16 protein-coding genes are annotated in these 14,515 nt (G+C 62.9%); 8 read left to right on the top strand and 8 right to left on the bottom strand.

What is annotated here, in order from left to right:
* Position 1: 1 nt before the first annotated feature.
* From HF955_RS18065 to HF955_RS18055, 3 genes are all read right to left on the bottom strand, one after another.
* Positions 2 to 490: a hypothetical protein gene (locus tag HF955_RS18065; RefSeq protein ID WP_291076966.1), complete on the bottom strand. Its 489-nt coding sequence runs from the start codon at positions 488 to 490 to the stop codon at positions 2 to 4.
* On the bottom strand, positions 487 to 666 hold the full coding sequence (locus tag HF955_RS18060) for a hypothetical protein (RefSeq protein WP_291076965.1): 180 nt from the start codon (positions 664 to 666) through the stop codon (positions 487 to 489). The genes HF955_RS18065 and HF955_RS18060 overlap by 4 nt, the downstream gene beginning before the upstream one ends.
* Before the next feature lie 214 nt (positions 667 to 880).
* Positions 881 to 1,462 carry a murein L,D-transpeptidase catalytic domain family protein gene (locus HF955_RS18055; RefSeq protein WP_291076964.1) on the bottom strand — a complete coding sequence of 194 codons (582 nt, stop codon included), beginning with the start codon at positions 1,460 to 1,462 and terminating at the stop codon, positions 881 to 883.
* Here HF955_RS18055 and HF955_RS18050 point away from each other — a divergent pair.
* From HF955_RS18050 to HF955_RS18015, 8 genes are all read left to right on the top strand, one after another.
* A complete protein-coding gene (locus tag HF955_RS18050) occupies positions 1,461 to 1,718 on the top strand; it encodes a hypothetical protein (RefSeq protein WP_291076963.1) in 258 nt (85 codons plus the stop codon). The genes HF955_RS18055 and HF955_RS18050 overlap by 2 nt on opposite strands.
* Before the next feature lie 48 nt (positions 1,719 to 1,766).
* Entirely contained in the window at positions 1,767 to 2,855 is a 1,089-nt protein-coding gene (locus HF955_RS18045; protein WP_291076962.1) for a phosphotransferase family protein, read from the top strand.
* Entirely contained in the window at positions 2,852 to 4,105 is a 1,254-nt protein-coding gene (locus HF955_RS18040; RefSeq protein WP_291076961.1) for an MFS transporter, read from the top strand. The genes HF955_RS18045 and HF955_RS18040 overlap by 4 nt, the downstream gene beginning before the upstream one ends.
* A complete protein-coding gene (locus HF955_RS18035; protein ID WP_291076960.1) occupies positions 4,098 to 4,907 on the top strand; it encodes a thioesterase family protein in 810 nt (269 codons plus the stop codon). Before HF955_RS18040 ends, HF955_RS18035 begins: the two co-directional genes overlap by 8 nt.
* A 24-nt stretch (positions 4,908 to 4,931) precedes the next feature.
* Positions 4,932 to 5,843, top strand: coding sequence for a hypothetical protein (locus HF955_RS18030; RefSeq protein WP_291076959.1), 912 nt, complete (start codon positions 4,932 to 4,934; stop codon positions 5,841 to 5,843).
* Between the two features lie 11 nt (positions 5,844 to 5,854).
* Positions 5,855 to 6,892 (top strand): alcohol dehydrogenase catalytic domain-containing protein, encoded by a 1,038-nt coding sequence (locus HF955_RS18025; protein WP_291076958.1) that lies wholly within the window; start codon positions 5,855 to 5,857, stop codon positions 6,890 to 6,892.
* Between the two features lie 14 nt (positions 6,893 to 6,906).
* Positions 6,907 to 8,199 (top strand): amidohydrolase family protein, encoded by a 1,293-nt coding sequence (locus HF955_RS18020; protein WP_291076957.1) that lies wholly within the window; start codon positions 6,907 to 6,909, stop codon positions 8,197 to 8,199.
* 116 nt (positions 8,200 to 8,315) lie between these two features.
* Positions 8,316 to 9,212, top strand: a complete 897-nt coding sequence (locus HF955_RS18015; protein WP_291076956.1) for an OmpA family protein — start codon at positions 8,316 to 8,318, stop codon at positions 9,210 to 9,212.
* A gap of 64 nt (positions 9,213 to 9,276) precedes the next feature.
* On the opposite strand, the gene HF955_RS18010 is transcribed toward HF955_RS18015, so the two are convergent.
* The 5 genes from HF955_RS18010 to HF955_RS17990 are packed head-to-tail and all read right to left on the bottom strand — an operon-like array spanning position 9,277 to position 14,512.
* Positions 9,277 to 10,347 carry a DUF2855 family protein gene (locus HF955_RS18010; RefSeq protein WP_291076955.1) on the bottom strand — a complete coding sequence of 357 codons (1,071 nt, stop codon included), beginning with the start codon at positions 10,345 to 10,347 and terminating at the stop codon, positions 9,277 to 9,279.
* Positions 10,344 to 11,102 (bottom strand): enoyl-CoA hydratase/isomerase family protein, encoded by a 759-nt coding sequence (locus tag HF955_RS18005; protein WP_291076954.1) that lies wholly within the window; start codon positions 11,100 to 11,102, stop codon positions 10,344 to 10,346. The genes HF955_RS18010 and HF955_RS18005 overlap by 4 nt, the downstream gene beginning before the upstream one ends.
* Positions 11,099 to 12,430, bottom strand: coding sequence for a cytochrome P450 (locus tag HF955_RS18000; RefSeq protein WP_291076953.1), 1,332 nt, complete (start codon positions 12,428 to 12,430; stop codon positions 11,099 to 11,101). Before HF955_RS18000 ends, HF955_RS18005 begins: the two co-directional genes overlap by 4 nt.
* A 9-nt stretch (positions 12,431 to 12,439) precedes the next feature.
* Positions 12,440 to 13,168 (bottom strand): SDR family oxidoreductase, encoded by a 729-nt coding sequence (locus HF955_RS17995; protein WP_291076952.1) that lies wholly within the window; start codon positions 13,166 to 13,168, stop codon positions 12,440 to 12,442.
* A gap of 9 nt (positions 13,169 to 13,177) precedes the next feature.
* The gene (locus HF955_RS17990) at positions 13,178 to 14,512 is read right to left on the bottom strand and encodes a cytochrome P450 (protein ID WP_291076951.1); all 1,335 of its coding nucleotides are present in this window, start codon (positions 14,510 to 14,512) and stop codon (positions 13,178 to 13,180) included.
* Between the last annotated feature and the right edge of the window lie 3 nt (positions 14,513 to 14,515).

Raw genomic sequence — 14,515 nt, 5'->3', positions numbered from 1 at the left:
TCTACTCCACAGCCTGCAACTGGTCCCACAGATCAATCGGGGGCACGTCTTGCACCATGCCGTCGACCATGTCCGCGAACCCGGTATTGAAATAGCCCCGGCAGAGCTGCCACAGGGCGCGGCCGCGTGGCGTGCCGAGGACGAAGTAGATCACGCCCCGATAGGTTTCCCACGACTCTTTCGTGATCGCGCCGTTCTGGTATTGCAGCCACTCATACTCGCGCGCCCGCATCTGGCCGATCATCCAGAAAAACAGCTTGGTCTTCTCCTCAAAGCTCGGCGTTTCGGTCTGCGAGAAGATGCGGCCCAGTTCCGGGAAATCGACGAATTTGTAGACGCCGGTCTGGTCATAGGTGAGCTGCGCCTGGCGGCTTTCGGAGCGCATCTGCTGCGCGCCCTGATGCACTTGCAGGGCGAGATAGATGAGCGTCGCCGCCACGACGACGACGCCGATGATCTGTGCAATGAGGGCGGCTTGTTCGAGGGTCATTGTGGCATCTCCGGGTCTGGGGTCCGTTGCTCGGAGGCGGACAGTTTCAGTTTGTCGAGATAGTCGGCGAGGAAGCTTTCATCGACCACTTCCATCATCGGCGTGCCTTTCCCGCCGAGGGTCAGCCAGCGATTGAGCCGCTCCAGCGGGGCGGGTCGGGGCGTGGCGGGTGGCATGGTGGGGGATGTCGCGACGGGCGGTGGGGACTGTGTATCAACACGCGCCGGTTTGCGCCGCAGACGGGACAAGACAGATGGAGGTTTCACGAGGCGTCTGGCCTCGTACAATTCGCCCAAAGATGATCAGACGCCTCGTCTGCCAGCATATTTTCGTCCCCCAACTGGGCACTTTAGGCCGGGAATGGGGGGTGACAAGCATTTTCCGAAAAGCTTAGCGCCCGACATAGATCAGCGTGCCCTGGGGGACGAGGGTCATGAAGGTGTCGAGGTCGGCGCTGGAGACCGCGATGCAGCCCAGAGAGCGGCCGAGCTTGCCCTGGGCCCGTATCATCGAGGGTTCGGCATAGGCGGCGGCGTGGATGACAATGGCGCGGCGGCGGGCATTGGCATTGGTCGGGTCCAGCCCGTCAAGGCGCAGGGACCGGCCATGCTTGCCGTAGTATTCCTCCGCCGTGAGATAGGCGCCCCTAGGGCTGGCCCCGGAGCCGGGCACATCCGAGAAGCGGTCGAGATACCCGTCATGATCCCGGTCGGAGCCCCGGCCATGAGTCGTGCGGTAGGCGCTGACCTGGCCCGTCTCCAGATTGACGACGAAGAGGCGCTTTTTCGAGGAGTGGAGGCTGTAGTCCACCACGACCAGGTGGTGGGGATTGGCATGGGCGGCATGCCGGCTCATCGCCTTCACCGCCTTGCCCAGCAATTCAGGCCGGATCAGGCGATCCGGATCGATCTCTGCGGCGTGTGACAGGTGCGGCAGGCAGAAGAGGTAGAGCAGGGTCAGGAAGCGGCGCATGGACAATCGGGCTTTCGAGTGTGCGGACCGTGTACCGGGAAGCCGGGCGGCCGGACCGGTCAAGGACGCGTTTCAGATATCGGAGCCCCGGAACGAGTTCCCGCACAAGCACGACGTTCAGCACGGCGATGAGGGTGAGCAGCGCTATCGTCAGATAGGCAAGGGTTCGGGCAAGGGTCTCCATGTTTCGCACGATGCGAACCTTTCTTTCCAAGTGGCGGATGCGGACGTCGCGGAAGGCCTTGGCGTCGCGTAAGCCGTGAGTATGGTGTGGCAGGAAAAATTGTAGAAAAGAGGGCGAAAAATGGCCGAGGGAGAAACCGCTGCGGAAATGTTCACAGGCACCAAGCCTGTCGCGGACACTCACAAGTTCGATGAGGCAAAGCTCGCCGCCTGGATGGAAGCGAATGTCGAAGGCTATCAGGGGCCGCTCGAAGTGCGCCAGTTCAAGGGTGGCCAGTCCAACCCGACCTATCAGCTGGTGACGCCGAACAAGAAATACGTCATGCGCCGCAAGCCGCCCGGCAAGCTGTTGCCCAGCGCCCACGCGGTCGACCGGGAATATCGCGTGATTTCCGCGCTCTACCCGCTCGGCTATCCGGTGGCGCGGCCCTATGGCCTGTGCACCGATGAGAGTGTGGTCGGCACGATGTTCTATGTCATGGACATGGTGGAAGGCCGCATCCTGTGGGATGGCACGCTGCCGGATTACGAGCCGGCCGAGCGCCGCGCGATCTATGAGGCGAAGGTGAAGACCTTTGCGGACCTGCACAATGTTGACTGGCGCGCGGCGGGCCTCGAAGGCTTCGGCAAGGAGGGCGACTATGTGGCCCGCCAGATTCATCGCTGGACGAAACAGTACAAGGCCTCCGAGACCCAGCACATCCCGGAGATGGAACAGCTGATCGAATGGCTGCCCAACAACATTCCGCCGGGCGACAAGACCACCATCGTGCACGGCGACTATCGCCTGGACAATATGGTGCTGCACCCGACCGAGCCGCGCGTGATCGCCGTGCTGGACTGGGAGCTCTGCACGCTGGGCGACCCGCTGGCGGACTTCTCCTATCATTTGATGAACTGGGTGATGCCGCCGGGCGATTCCTCGCGTGGATCGATCATGGCGATTGACGACCTCAAGGCCTGGGGCATTCCGACGATGGACGAATATGTCGATCTCTATTGCAAGCATACGGGCCGCGATGGCCTGCCGGAGCTCGACTATTACTTCGCCTACAATGGCTTCCGTCTTGCGGGCATCCTGCAGGGCATTATCGGCCGGGTGCGTGATGGCACGGCCAACAGCGCGAATGCCGAATCGAATGCAGCGCGCGTCGTGCCGCTGGCGAAGTTTGCCGCCGAATATGCGCGCCGAGCCGGGATGCCCGGGTGAGCTCTGCGCCGCCCGGCCCGCCGGGCAGCGAGGCCGAGTACCGAGCATTGAGCGGCCGCGATCTGTGGCTGCTGACGCTTGCCTGCGCGGTGGTGACGGCAAATGCCTACTACATCCACCCGATCATCGCGCTGGTGGCGGATGATTTCGGCGTATCGGCCTCGGAGATCGGGCTTGTCCCGGCGCTGAACCAGATTGCGCTGGCCCTTGGCATCTTCCTGCTGCTGCCTCTGGGGGACCGGTTCAGCAACCGGACGCTGGCGACGGTGTTTGCCGCAGGCCAGTTCCTGGGCATGGCGATGATGGCGTTTGCGACCGATTTCCGGGTCTTCGTGGCGGGATCCACCTTTCTCGGATTCTCGACCATCACGCCCTATCTGCTGCCGGCCTATGCGTCGAAACGCGTGTCGCTGGCGCGGCTGGGGCATACCACGGCCACGCTGACGACGGGCGTGATCAGCGGGATCCTCGTCGCGCGCGTGGGCGGCGGCTGGCTGGGCGAGCATTATGGCTGGCGCAGCGTGTACTATGTTGCCACGGCGCTGATGGCGGCCGTGACCCTGTTGCTGCCCCGGATCATGGATGCACGCCAGACGCGCGGCGGCGCGGGCGAACGCCAGGGCTATGTCTCTCTGATCCTGTCCCTGTTCCCGGTCGTGCGGCGGCACCCCGAAGTGGTGCTGTCCGGCATGATGCAGGGGCTGGCCTTCGGCATCTTCCTGGCTGTCTGGCTGGGTCTGGGCCTGTACCTGACGAGTCCGGAAATGGGCTATGGCGCCGATGTGGTCGGCTATCTGGCGGCGCTGGGCCTGATCAACATGTTCACGACTCCCATCCTTGGCAGATGGGCGGACCGGATCGGGCCCCGCAGATTGCGGGCGATCGTTGCGCTGGTGCAGTTTACCGGCGTCTGTCTGCTGGGCGTTGCGGGCCAGAATGTCTGGACGCTGCTTGTCCCGCTGATGCTGATGAATGTCGTGGGGCCGCTGATCGATGTGACGGGGCGGATGACCTTTCTCAACCAGCCGCCGGATGTGCGCACCCGCCTGATGACGGCCTATATCATCCTCATGTTCATCGGCGGCGGACTGGGCAGCTGGCTGGGCACGAGCGTCTACGAGATCTGGGGCTGGACCGGCACGGCCAGCATGGCGCTGGGTATGTCTGCCGCGCTGCTCGTTCTGGCGATCATCGCAACGCGTCTGGACCCGAAACGGAGATCGACGCAAAGGGAGACCAATGATGGCTGACGGCGATCACGCACCGGGCGCATTCTGGGTGCCCACTCAATCGGCGACGGACCGGGACAGGTTCACCTATACGGTGCCGCAGGCGGCGTGTGTCGGCCCCTATGAGAGCCAGTTCCTGATGGGCGGCGTGTCCATGGCGGCCTGTATCCATGCGCTGGAGACAGCAACCGGATTGCCGCTTCTCTGGGCGACCGTGCAGTTTGCGGGCGCCACGGGGCTGGGCTCCGACCTGGACATTGCCGTCACACGGCTGGCGGAAGGCCGGTCCGCGACGCAGGCGGTGGCGGACCTGACGGCCGGGACGCGCGTGGTTGTGCACATGGCGGCCGCGTTGGGCGGCGTTCCGGAGGCAGAAGGTCACCAGTTTGCGCAGATGCCGGACGTGCCCGCACCGATGGAGTGCGCGCCGAGCCACGACATTCCCTTTGCCCGGCCCGACAATCTGGCTGGACGCATTGAACGGCGCGAAGCGTATCAGAATGACGAAACCGGCGAGGAGCATGTCTGGGTGCGGGTGAGGGATGCCGGCATTCCGGACGCGCCCTTGCTGGCGCTGATGTCGGATTTCTTCCTGGGCGCGCATTCCAAGACGCGCGGCGGCCGCAGCCTGGACAATACGGTGCGCATGCATGCCCCGGCAGGCTCGGACTGGGTGCTGAATGTCACCCGCATGTCGGGCTTTTCGTCCGGTGTGGCGCACGGAACGCTGCATCAGTTCGACCAGAACGGAACCCTGCTGACCACGGCCAGCCAGACCGGGTTCATGGCACGCCCGCACACCTTGCCCGCAGGCACGAGATAAGAGACGATGAAAACCGGAGGAAACATGACAGAGACGATCAAGGGGCCGTTGCGCGCGCCCGCACAGATGCTGCAGGACCAGTCCTATGACGGGCACAAGAGCCTGCATGATGACAGCGAGGCCGAACGCCTGGGCATCAAGGCCGGACCGATTGAAGGGCCGACGCATTTCTCGCAATTCGTGCCTTATCTCGTCGAAATCTGGGGAGATGCCTGGCTGGAGCGGGGCTGTTTTTCCAGCCACTTCCTGAACATGGTGTTCGAAGGCGAGAAGGTACGGGTCGAGGTCGACCGTCCGGAGGCGGGCGCGACACGGACGATGTGCCGGGCGTTCAAGGAGGACGGCACACCGGTGCTGGAGGCGAGCGCATCGATCGGGCCCGATCATGGCGAGACCCTGCTGGAAGGGCGGATGGCGAAACTGCGGCCGGCAGGGGATTTGGTCATCCTGGCGGATCTGCATGTCGGCATGACGGGCGCGGCCGATGAAGTGGTCACAATGGGGCCGGACCAGCATATGGGTAATCTCTATCCCTTCTCGCTGGCGGACAAGCTGAAGGTGATCACCGAGCCGATGGACATCTATCATGATGCAGCGGCGTCGAAATGGGGCAAGCCGGTCGTGCCGCTGGAAATGGTCAGTGTGCTGGGCAATTATTCCAACCGGAATTCGAAGTTTCCGGTCAAGCAACCGGCCATCGGACTGTTCGCCGATCTGGAAATCCGCATGATCGACGGACCGCTCCTGGTGGGAGAAACCTATATGCTGCGCCGTGAAGTCGTGGCGCTGTCGGAAAGCCGCCGGGTGGAAAATTACTGGATCCGCACGCGCTTCCTTGATGCAGCGGGCGAGAAACAGGTGGCCGAGATGCTGTTGAATCACGGGGTGATGAAAGCGAGTTATCCGCATTATCCTGCCGACCGCCTGCCGGCCTGAGGAGACGCATCATGAAGGGATTGCTGTATCAGGGGACGCGCGACATTGCCTATGGCGATGCGCCGGAGCTGAAACCGGAAGACACGCGCAGCGCGATTGTGAAAGTGACCGCTTGCGGCATCTGCGGATCGGATCTGCACATCTATCAGGGGCATGGCTTCAGCGAGGAGACCGGCTATTGCGTCGGGCATGAAGCCGTTGGCGAAGTGGTTGAGACCGGTAGCGGCGTGTCGCGCTTCAAGGCGGGCGACAAGGTGATGATCTCGGCCGCCGTGGGATGTGGCAGCTGCGTGCCGTGCATGTCCGGCAACATGAATGCGTGCGCGAACCATGCGGGCCGCTGCTATGGTCTGGGGCCGGGCCTGCAGGGTGTTCAGGCCGAATATGCGATGGTGCCGGTGGCTGATTTCGGGCTGGCGCACATACCGGACGGTATCAGTGATGACCAGGCCGTTCTGCTGACGGACAATCTGCCGACGGCCTGGCACGGGCTGAAAGGCGCGGACATCCACCCCGGCGCGACCGTGGCCATAGTGGGCTGTGGCCCGATTGGCCTGATGGCGGTGGAAGGCGCGTACCTGATGGGCGCGGCGAAAGTCTATGCCGTTGACCTGGTGCCGGAGCGGCGCGCCATGGCTGAGGCGCTTGGCGCAACCGCGCTGGATGCGGGCGAGGCCGCAGCGATCATTCAGGAACAGACCAAGGGGCGCATGTGCGACAGCGTGGTGGAATGCGTTGGTGCGGACCCGGCGATCCATCTGTCCCTGAAACTGGCCAAGGCGGCGGGCACGGTGTCCTGTATTGGCGTGAACCAGACGATGGATTTCAAATTCCCGATGGCGCTGGCCTTCATCAAGAATCTGACCTTCCGGACGGGGACCTGCTCTGTGCCCGAGCACTGGCCGGAATTGATTCCGCTGGTTCAGGCAGGCAAGCTGACCCCCGAGACGACGATTTCGCATCATATGCCCCTGTCAGAAGGGGCGGAGGCCTATCGCATGTTTGACGCGCGCGAAAATGGCGCGATGAAGATGATCCTGACACCCTGACGGAGACCGATCCCATGACAAAGACGATGACGAGACTCGCTGCCGGTGCAGCCCTGGCGGGGCTGATGGCCGCTCCCGCGCTGGCAGAGACCAAGGTGATTCATGCCGGGCATGTGCTGGCGGAACCGGGCGAGGGATATTTGACGCGTCAGACCATCACCGTGGAGGACGGCAAGATCGTGTCCGTTGAGGCGGGCTATAAGCGCGCCCCGCGCGGGGCGGAGCTGATCGACCTGAAAGACGCCTATGTGCTGCCCGGCCTGATCGACAGCCATGTGCACATTACCGGCGAGAATGGGCCGAATGAGCGGATCACGGCCTTCGAGGAAACGGATGTGGATGCGGCCTTTGACGGTGCGGGTTTCGCTTATGTCACGCTGTTGTCCGGTTTCACGACGGTTCAGGATGTTGGCGCGTCGAACAATGCGATTTTCGGCCTGCGCGATGCCATTGCAAAGGGCAATGTCCCGGGGCCGCGAATCCGGGCGTCCGGTCAGGCGATCAGCGTGACGGGCGGGCATGGCGACATCAACGGCTATTCGCCCGAAGTCATGGCCATGTTCACCGGAAAGAATATCTGCAATGGCGCGGATGATTGCCGCCGGGCCGTGCGCCAGCAGATCAAGGAAGGGGCCGACGTCATCAAGATTACCGCGACAGGCGGCGTGCTGTCGAATACGCGCGCGGGCCTGGAACAACAGTTCACGGATGATGAGCTGGCGGCAATTGTCGAGACGGCGCATTCCATGGGACGCAAGGTGACCGCGCACGCCCATGGCAAGGGCGGTATCGTGGCAGCGTTGAAGGCGGGCATCGATTCCATCGAACACGGCACCTATACCGATGAAGAGACCGTGGCCCTTTTCAAGGAGCATGGCGCTGTGCTTGTGCCGACCGTTCTGGCGGGGGCGACGGTGACCGGATGGGTGGATGAGCCATGGCTGCCGGCCCCGAGCCGGGAAAAGGCCGCCATTATCGGACCGATGATGATCGAAACCCTGCGCCGGGCGCGCGAGGGCGGCGTGACCGTGGCCTTCGGCACCGATACGGGCGTTTCCAAGCATGGGGACAATGCCGGCGAGTTCGATCTGATGGTTGAGGCCGGGTACACGCCCGAAGAGGCCATCCGCACGGCCACAGTGGTCGCATCGGAACATGTGGAAATGGCCGACATGATCGGCACCATCACGGCCGGAAAGCATGCCGATATCATTGCCGTGACCGGTGATCCGCTGAAAGATATCGGTGAATTGCACGATATCGACTTCGTGATGAAGGGTGGGACGGTCTACAAGCAGGCGCAGTAGGGGCTGCGGACTTCGCCTCTGCCGCGAAGCATTTTGACAATCCGGGGCATTCGCCCGAGACTTGGCGGATTGGTTGAGTGCGCGGCTGGTGGGCCGCGAATGAGAGGGATGGCCGGATGAGACCTGAGCGTTTGCTGGCAGTTGGCATGGCGGGCGCGGCGTTGCTGGGGATGGCGGCGTGCGGCAGCACAAAGGAAGAGGCGCCGGCCGAGGCCGCCGCGACCGGATCGGTTCAGTGTGTGCCGCTGGCGGAGGGCCAGTATTACTGGGACGGCACCGCCTTTGTGGTGGCGAGCAGCCGCCCCGTTCCCGCCCCCGCTCCTGAGCCGGAACCGGACATGGATGCTGCGGACCAGCCCGAACCGGTTGCGACGACCTGGGTGAGCGCTCTGGAGCGGACCTTTCCCGATGCGGGCTATCCTTGGATGGGCCTGCATGTGAACGGACCCGTGGCCGTGCTGACCGGCCTGGCCCCGGACCCGGCTGCCAAGGAACAGGGGTTTGCCGCAGGACAGGCAGCGCTGGAGGACAATCCGGAATATGCGTCCGGCATCACGCTGGTGGTGGATGGCATTTCCGTTGAAGGCGGCGATCGCGGCGCCGGGGAGGCCCTGGCCCAACTGGCCGATGGCGAACCGAGCCTGCGCCGGTGTCAGACTGCATTCGACATGACGATGCAGGAGCGGTCGATCCTGTTCCAGAGCAATCTGGCGATTGTGTCGGCGACGAGCCACCGGCTTCTGGATGCGCTGACCGGCGTGGCGCTGCTGTGCGATTCCCATGCGATCGAGATCGGCGCCCATACCGATTCCCGCGGCTCCAACGAGTATAATGAAGTCATCTCGCAGCAGCGTTCAGATGCCGTGCGGGACTACATGACCGAACGCGGCGTGGATGCGTCAGCGCTGACGCCGGTGGGTTATGGCGAATCCCGTCCGATTGACCGGGCGGAGAATTACGATGCCTGGGCGAAGAACCGGCGGATGGAGTTCAAGGTCTCGGAGCGCCAATAGAGCGCTTCAGGTGTGCGACCTGCCCCCGCTGTTTGGCCGCAGCGGGGGCTTTTGTCATATGCCGTCAGAGTGACAGGATCAGGCCTTCCGACGGGCTGACCCTGGCGTCGACCGTCTTGTCCCATGCTTTCGTGATGGCGCTGGCGCCCTTGGCATGTTTCGGTGTCACGAAGGATTTCGAGGCCGTGTAGAAACTCTTCAGGGCGGCGCCGAGGCGGCGATTGATTTCCGCTCCTCCCAGCGTGGCAGCCCGTTCGGCTGCATAGGTTGGCACGAAGAAGAATTCGGGCTGGGGGTCGGGCAGGGCCACGGGCGTGCGGTCGCCTTCCCAATCGGTTGCACCGATGATGAGGCTGCGGATCAACCGGTCCTTCAGGGCGTTGTGTACATCCGATGTCAGGGTGGGCCGACCCAGAAAATCGACGAAGGCGGTCAGCCCGCGCGCGTGCAATTCATCAGCCTCGTCATAGGTCTGGATTCGGCCATACAGGCCGGTCTTCTTCAGGAAGCCGACATTGCCGGGCGAGGTCAGGGCCACCGTGTCGACACCACCGCGCAGTTTCAGGCAATGTGCCAGCGCCATGGCCGTCTTGGAGGAGGCCGACGAGATGACCACGGTTTCCGGCACCGGGTCGCCCGTCTCCATCAGGCAGTCATCAATCATCCAGCCTGTGGTGAACAGCGGCCGGAACAGCATCTGCTGGTCTTCCAGTTCAGCATCATAGGACGGGTCGCCCTCTGTGTTGATATAGGTGTTGTAGATCGGCGCGAGGCCCTGGCGATGCGCGGCGCCATCGAGGAAGCCATGCTTGCCGACATTGACCGGCTGGACATCGAAATATTCGGAAATCGGCAGGTACCCATAAAAGCGGTCGCCGGTTTTCACATGTTCGGCCTTTGACTCGACGACGTCGGCAAAGCCCCAGACTGGCACACGACCGTCGGCCGGATCGGCCGTGGGGAAGAAATCCCAATACTTCATCGCCTCGCCAAACGTGGCGTAGGTGACATTGTTGGCGGTCAGGGCGAACCTGTCGACTTTCAGACGGACGGCGCCTTCCGGCAGGGTGGGCAGGTCAGCCGGCGCCCAGCGTGTTGCGCGCAGATCGTCCCGGCGGATCAGGAAATCACTCATGTCTTCGCTTTCTTGCTCCTGTTCGTGAAGGCCGCGATCCGGTCCTGCATGTCCGGACCGGTGCCTTCACAATTGAGTACCTCCCATTGCAGGCCGCTGTCCATGTCACGTGCATCGGTGGCGTCGAGCAGGCGCTTGTTGGCGGCATGGGAAAAGGGCGAGTTTTCAAGAATGCGGCGGGCGAGATGCTGGCAGGCCGCGTCGAAGTCTGCGTCCGCGACCACCTGCTCGACCAGGCCGATCCTAAACGCCTCATCCGCGCCGATCATGTCGGCGGTGAACATCAGACGCTTGGCCGTTGCCACACCGACGCGGCGCGGCAGGCGCTGGCTCATCCCCCAGATCGGTGTCAGCGCCCATTTGGCATGCGTGTCGCCGAACCGGGCGCTTTCGGCGGCGATGATGAAGTCTGCCGCAAGCGCGACTTCCAGCGCGCCCGTATAGCAATGGCCATGCACGGCGGCGATCACCGGTTTGGGCAACCGCTCCATCAGGCGAAGGGTTTCGGAATGCCAGCCCGGCGACGGGACGCTCTCGCCTTCGGCGATATCGCCAAGGTCATGCCCGGCAGAGAAACATTTTCCGGCGCCTCTCAGAATGACGCACCCAATCGACTCGTCGGCCTGGAGGTCCAGCACGTGTCGGCGCAGGTCGCGAAACATGCCGACAGTCAGCGAATTCAGCTTGTCCGGCCGGTTGAGTGTCAGCAGGGCGAGTCCGTCCTGGTCCTGACGGGTGACGAGCGGCGTGGTCATGTGCCGAGGTCCACCATCAGGCTGGAAATGGCGTGCACGAAATTGCTGGGGGCAAGGGTTTGCTCACCTGTCCAGCGGATATCCGGATACCGGCGCAGAATGTTACGATAGGCGGTTTCCAGCTGCATGTTGGCGACGCGCTGGCCGAGGCAGACATGCGGCCCGTGACCGAAGGCGAGATGTTCCTTGGCGTTTGCGCGGGTGATGTCGAACTGGTGCGGGTCCGGGAATTTGTCCGGGTCGCGATTGGCGGCGGCATAGTACATGACCACCTTGTCGCCCTCGGCGATCTGCTGCGCGCCAAGCTGCGTGTCCGTCGTGGCGGTGCGGCGCATATAGGTGACCGGGCTGACCATACGGATGGATTCGTGCACGAAGTTCGGAAACAGCGTGTCATCCGCCAACAGCCTTGCCTTCTGGTCCGGGAATTCGGTCAGCAGGCGCATCGTGCCGGACAGGGAATTGCGGGTCGTGTCATTGCCGGCGAAGACGATCAGCAGCCAGGATCCATCGAGGAATTCCGGGCTGAGCGGCTGGCCGTCGATTTCCACATTGGCGATGGCGGAGAGGAGGTCTTCCTTGGGATCCGCGCGCCGTTTCGCCAGCATGTGACGGCCGTATTCGAACATGGCCTGGATCTCGGACATGAAGGTCATGACCTGTTCCTGGGTGACATTGCCGAGGCCTTCCTGCTGGGCCTGGTATTGCGAGTTCTCGAGGAAGTGCATCCAGTGGACGAGCTTGGGCCGGTCCTCTGCCGGTACGCCGAGAATTTCACACAGGGTGAAGAGCGGCAGTTCTGCCGAGAAGCTCTCCACCATATCGACGACCGGTCCCTGTTTCTCCATGTCGTCGAGGAGGGCATTGACCTGGACGTCGACACGTTTTCTGAGTTCGGCGACATAGCCTGGGCGGAAGAACTGCATGTGCTCCATGCGGAGCGTGGTGTGATAGGGGCGGTCAAGATTGATCAGGCTGTTCAGGCTGGAGGCATGGAGCAGCGGGTGGCGCGGTGTGTCCGGCAGGCCATAGCTCATCAGGATGCCGCCGCGCTGGGAGGAATAGGTCACCGGGTCCAGTTCGACCTGCTTGACGAGGTCATAGGAGGTCACGGCCCAGAAGCCCGCACCGACCTGTTCGGGATGCCACATGACCGGCGCCTGTTCGCGCATCCGGGTGAAGGCATCATGCGTGTAGCCGCCACGGGATGAGAAGACGCTCGGGTCCGTGAGGTCGACCGGCGGGACGAGGTCCTGAGCCGGTTTGTACTTCGGTGCGTGGGGCGGGGTTTCGACCTGATAGGTCTCGGTCACATTGCGGAGTGGCATGGAAAGTCCTCACAGCGTCTGTTCGATGGGGCGGATGGTGATCTCGTTGACCGCCATGTTGCGCGGGCTGGCGATGGCGAAGTGGACGGCTTCGGCGATGTCGCCGGCGGCGAGCGGCGTGTAGTTGAACCGGTCGCGCAGGCCGGCCAACACGTCCGGATCCCTGATCGACTGCCCCAGTTCGGTGGCGACCGCGCCGGGATAAATGGTGGTGACACGGATTTTTCCGGCCGTCTCCTTGCGCAGGCCCTCGGAAATCGCCTTCACTGCATGCTTGGTGCCGCTATAGACTGCGGATGTCGGATTGGTGACGAGACCGGCGACGGACGAGACATTGAGGACATGCCCCTCACCGCGCTCCAGCATGTGGGCGAGCACGGCGTCGATGCCGTAGAGGACGCCCTTGATGTTGACGTCAATCATCTGGTCCCATTCCGCGACGCGGCGATTGGCCAGCGGAGACAGGGGCATGATGCCGGCATTGTTGACGATGGCATCGACCTGTCCAAAGGCGGCAATCGTATCTTCGCCGAGCTTCAGCATGTCGGCATGGTCCGTCACGTCGGTGACCCGGTACCGGACCTTGGGGCCGAGTTCTTCTGTCAGGGCTTTCAGGCGATCTTCGCGCCGGGCGGCCAGCATGAGATTCGCGCCGGCATCGGCGAGACGCCGGGCCGTGGCCGCGCCGATCCCGCTGGAGGCGCCGGTGATGATGACGGTTTTTCCTTCGGCTGACATGCAGGTCTCCTAGAATTTGTACCTCACGGGAATGGATTTCGGGCCGCCGACAAAATTCGCCTTGATGAAGCTCGGCTCTCCGGCAAGTTCGATCGATTTCAGGCGGGAGAAAAGCTCTTCATAGATTGCCTGCATTTCGAGCCGGGCCAGATGCATGCCGAGGCACATGTGGCCGCCATGTCCGAACGAGATCAGCTTGTTGGGAGATCTTGTGATGTCGAACGTGAACGGATCATCGAAAACGTCTTCGTCGCGATTACCCGACGGGTAGCACAATAGCAGGCTTTCGCCGGCCAGGATCTTGCGGCCGCGCAATTCGTAGTCCTCATGGGCCGTGCGCATGAAATGCTTGACCGGCGTCGTCCAGCGAATGGCCTCATCGGTTGCCGTGCGCGAGACGGCGCGCGGATCGGCCATCATTTTCCTGAGTTCGCCCGGATTCTGGAGCATGCCCAGTACGCCGCCGCCGGTTGAGGCGCTGGTCGTGTCATGCCCGGCCGCTGCCACGATGATGTAATAACTCATTGCTTCGAGCTGTCCGATCGGATCACCATCCACCGTGCCGTTTGCGATGACCGTCGAGACGTCATCGCGTGGGGTTGCCCGGCGGTCTGCCGTCATGCTGGTGAAATACATGAAGAATTCGGCAAGTGTGGCATTAATCGAGGCCAGCCCCTTTTCGACATCACCGTCTTCGGTGACCGACTTGTCCCGCATCAGGTCTTCATCCTGCGCGCCAAAGATTTCCTGCGTCAGCTTCAGCATCATGGGCTCGTCGGATTCCGGCACGCCGAGAATCTGCATGATGACGCGCAGTGGATAATAGAGGGCGACATCGCGCTGAAAGTCGCACTCGCCGCCCAGATCCTCCATCCGGTCGACATATTCCTTCGCAATCTGACGGATCGCGTCTTCCCGCTTCTTCACATTCTGCGGCATGAACCATTCCTGGGTCAGATGGCGCAGCTTGTAGTGAAGCGGATCGTCAAGCTGGACGAGCGTTTTCAGGAGGTGCGGGCCACCGGTCTGGGCGTACACGCGCTTTTCCGTCTCCGTATAGGACAGCATTTCCCGTTCGCCATTGGTGAACAGCTTGTTCTGGCGGCTGACTTCCATGATGTCCGCGTGCCGGGTCACGGCCCAGAAGGGGCGGAACCCGTTCGGTTCGCACCACGCGACCGGGTCTTCGGCGCGCAACCTCGCAAAGGCGGCGTCCAGCTGTGCCTGATCGGCATAGACATTGGGATCGGTAATGAGGTTGCTGGTCGCGGCCGCCGCCTCACTCATCCTCCGCCCCGGGTCCATCTTGGTCTCGGGCGGCGCAGTCAGGGCGGCTTCGGCCATGAT

It is taken from the genome of Hyphomonas sp., from assembly GCF_017792385.1.
Lineage (GTDB): Bacteria > Pseudomonadota > Alphaproteobacteria > Caulobacterales > Hyphomonadaceae > Hyphomonas.
Note: the sequence above shows the minus strand (reverse complement) of the source record. Positions and strands in the feature narration are given on the sequence as shown.

Excerpts from the sequence above, each read along its gene's own strand:
- HF955_RS18065 (WP_291076966.1), bottom strand. The coding sequence starts at position 490 with ATGACCCTCGAACAAGCCGCCCTCATTGCACAGATCATCGGCGTCGTC.
- HF955_RS18060 (WP_291076965.1), bottom strand. The coding sequence starts at position 666 with ATGCCACCCGCCACGCCCCGACCCGCCCCGCTGGAGCGGCTCAATCGC.
- HF955_RS18050 (WP_291076963.1), top strand. The coding sequence starts at position 1,461 with ATGGACAATCGGGCTTTCGAGTGTGCGGACCGTGTACCGGGAAGCCGG.
- HF955_RS18055 (WP_291076964.1), bottom strand. The coding sequence starts at position 1,462 with ATGCGCCGCTTCCTGACCCTGCTCTACCTCTTCTGCCTGCCGCACCTG.
- HF955_RS18045 (WP_291076962.1), top strand. The coding sequence starts at position 1,767 with ATGGCCGAGGGAGAAACCGCTGCGGAAATGTTCACAGGCACCAAGCCT.
- HF955_RS18035 (WP_291076960.1), top strand. The coding sequence starts at position 4,098 with ATGGCTGACGGCGATCACGCACCGGGCGCATTCTGGGTGCCCACTCAA.
- HF955_RS18030 (WP_291076959.1), top strand. The coding sequence starts at position 4,932 with ATGACAGAGACGATCAAGGGGCCGTTGCGCGCGCCCGCACAGATGCTG.
- HF955_RS18025 (WP_291076958.1), top strand. The coding sequence starts at position 5,855 with ATGAAGGGATTGCTGTATCAGGGGACGCGCGACATTGCCTATGGCGAT.
- HF955_RS18020 (WP_291076957.1), top strand. The coding sequence starts at position 6,907 with ATGACAAAGACGATGACGAGACTCGCTGCCGGTGCAGCCCTGGCGGGG.
- HF955_RS18015 (WP_291076956.1), top strand. The coding sequence starts at position 8,316 with ATGAGACCTGAGCGTTTGCTGGCAGTTGGCATGGCGGGCGCGGCGTTG.
- HF955_RS18010 (WP_291076955.1), bottom strand. The coding sequence starts at position 10,347 with ATGAGTGATTTCCTGATCCGCCGGGACGATCTGCGCGCAACACGCTGG.
- HF955_RS18005 (WP_291076954.1), bottom strand. The coding sequence starts at position 11,102 with ATGACCACGCCGCTCGTCACCCGTCAGGACCAGGACGGACTCGCCCTG.
- HF955_RS18000 (WP_291076953.1), bottom strand. The coding sequence starts at position 12,430 with ATGCCACTCCGCAATGTGACCGAGACCTATCAGGTCGAAACCCCGCCC.
- HF955_RS17995 (WP_291076952.1), bottom strand. The coding sequence starts at position 13,168 with ATGTCAGCCGAAGGAAAAACCGTCATCATCACCGGCGCCTCCAGCGGG.
- HF955_RS17990 (WP_291076951.1), bottom strand. The coding sequence starts at position 14,512 with ATGGCCGAAGCCGCCCTGACTGCGCCGCCCGAGACCAAGATGGACCCG.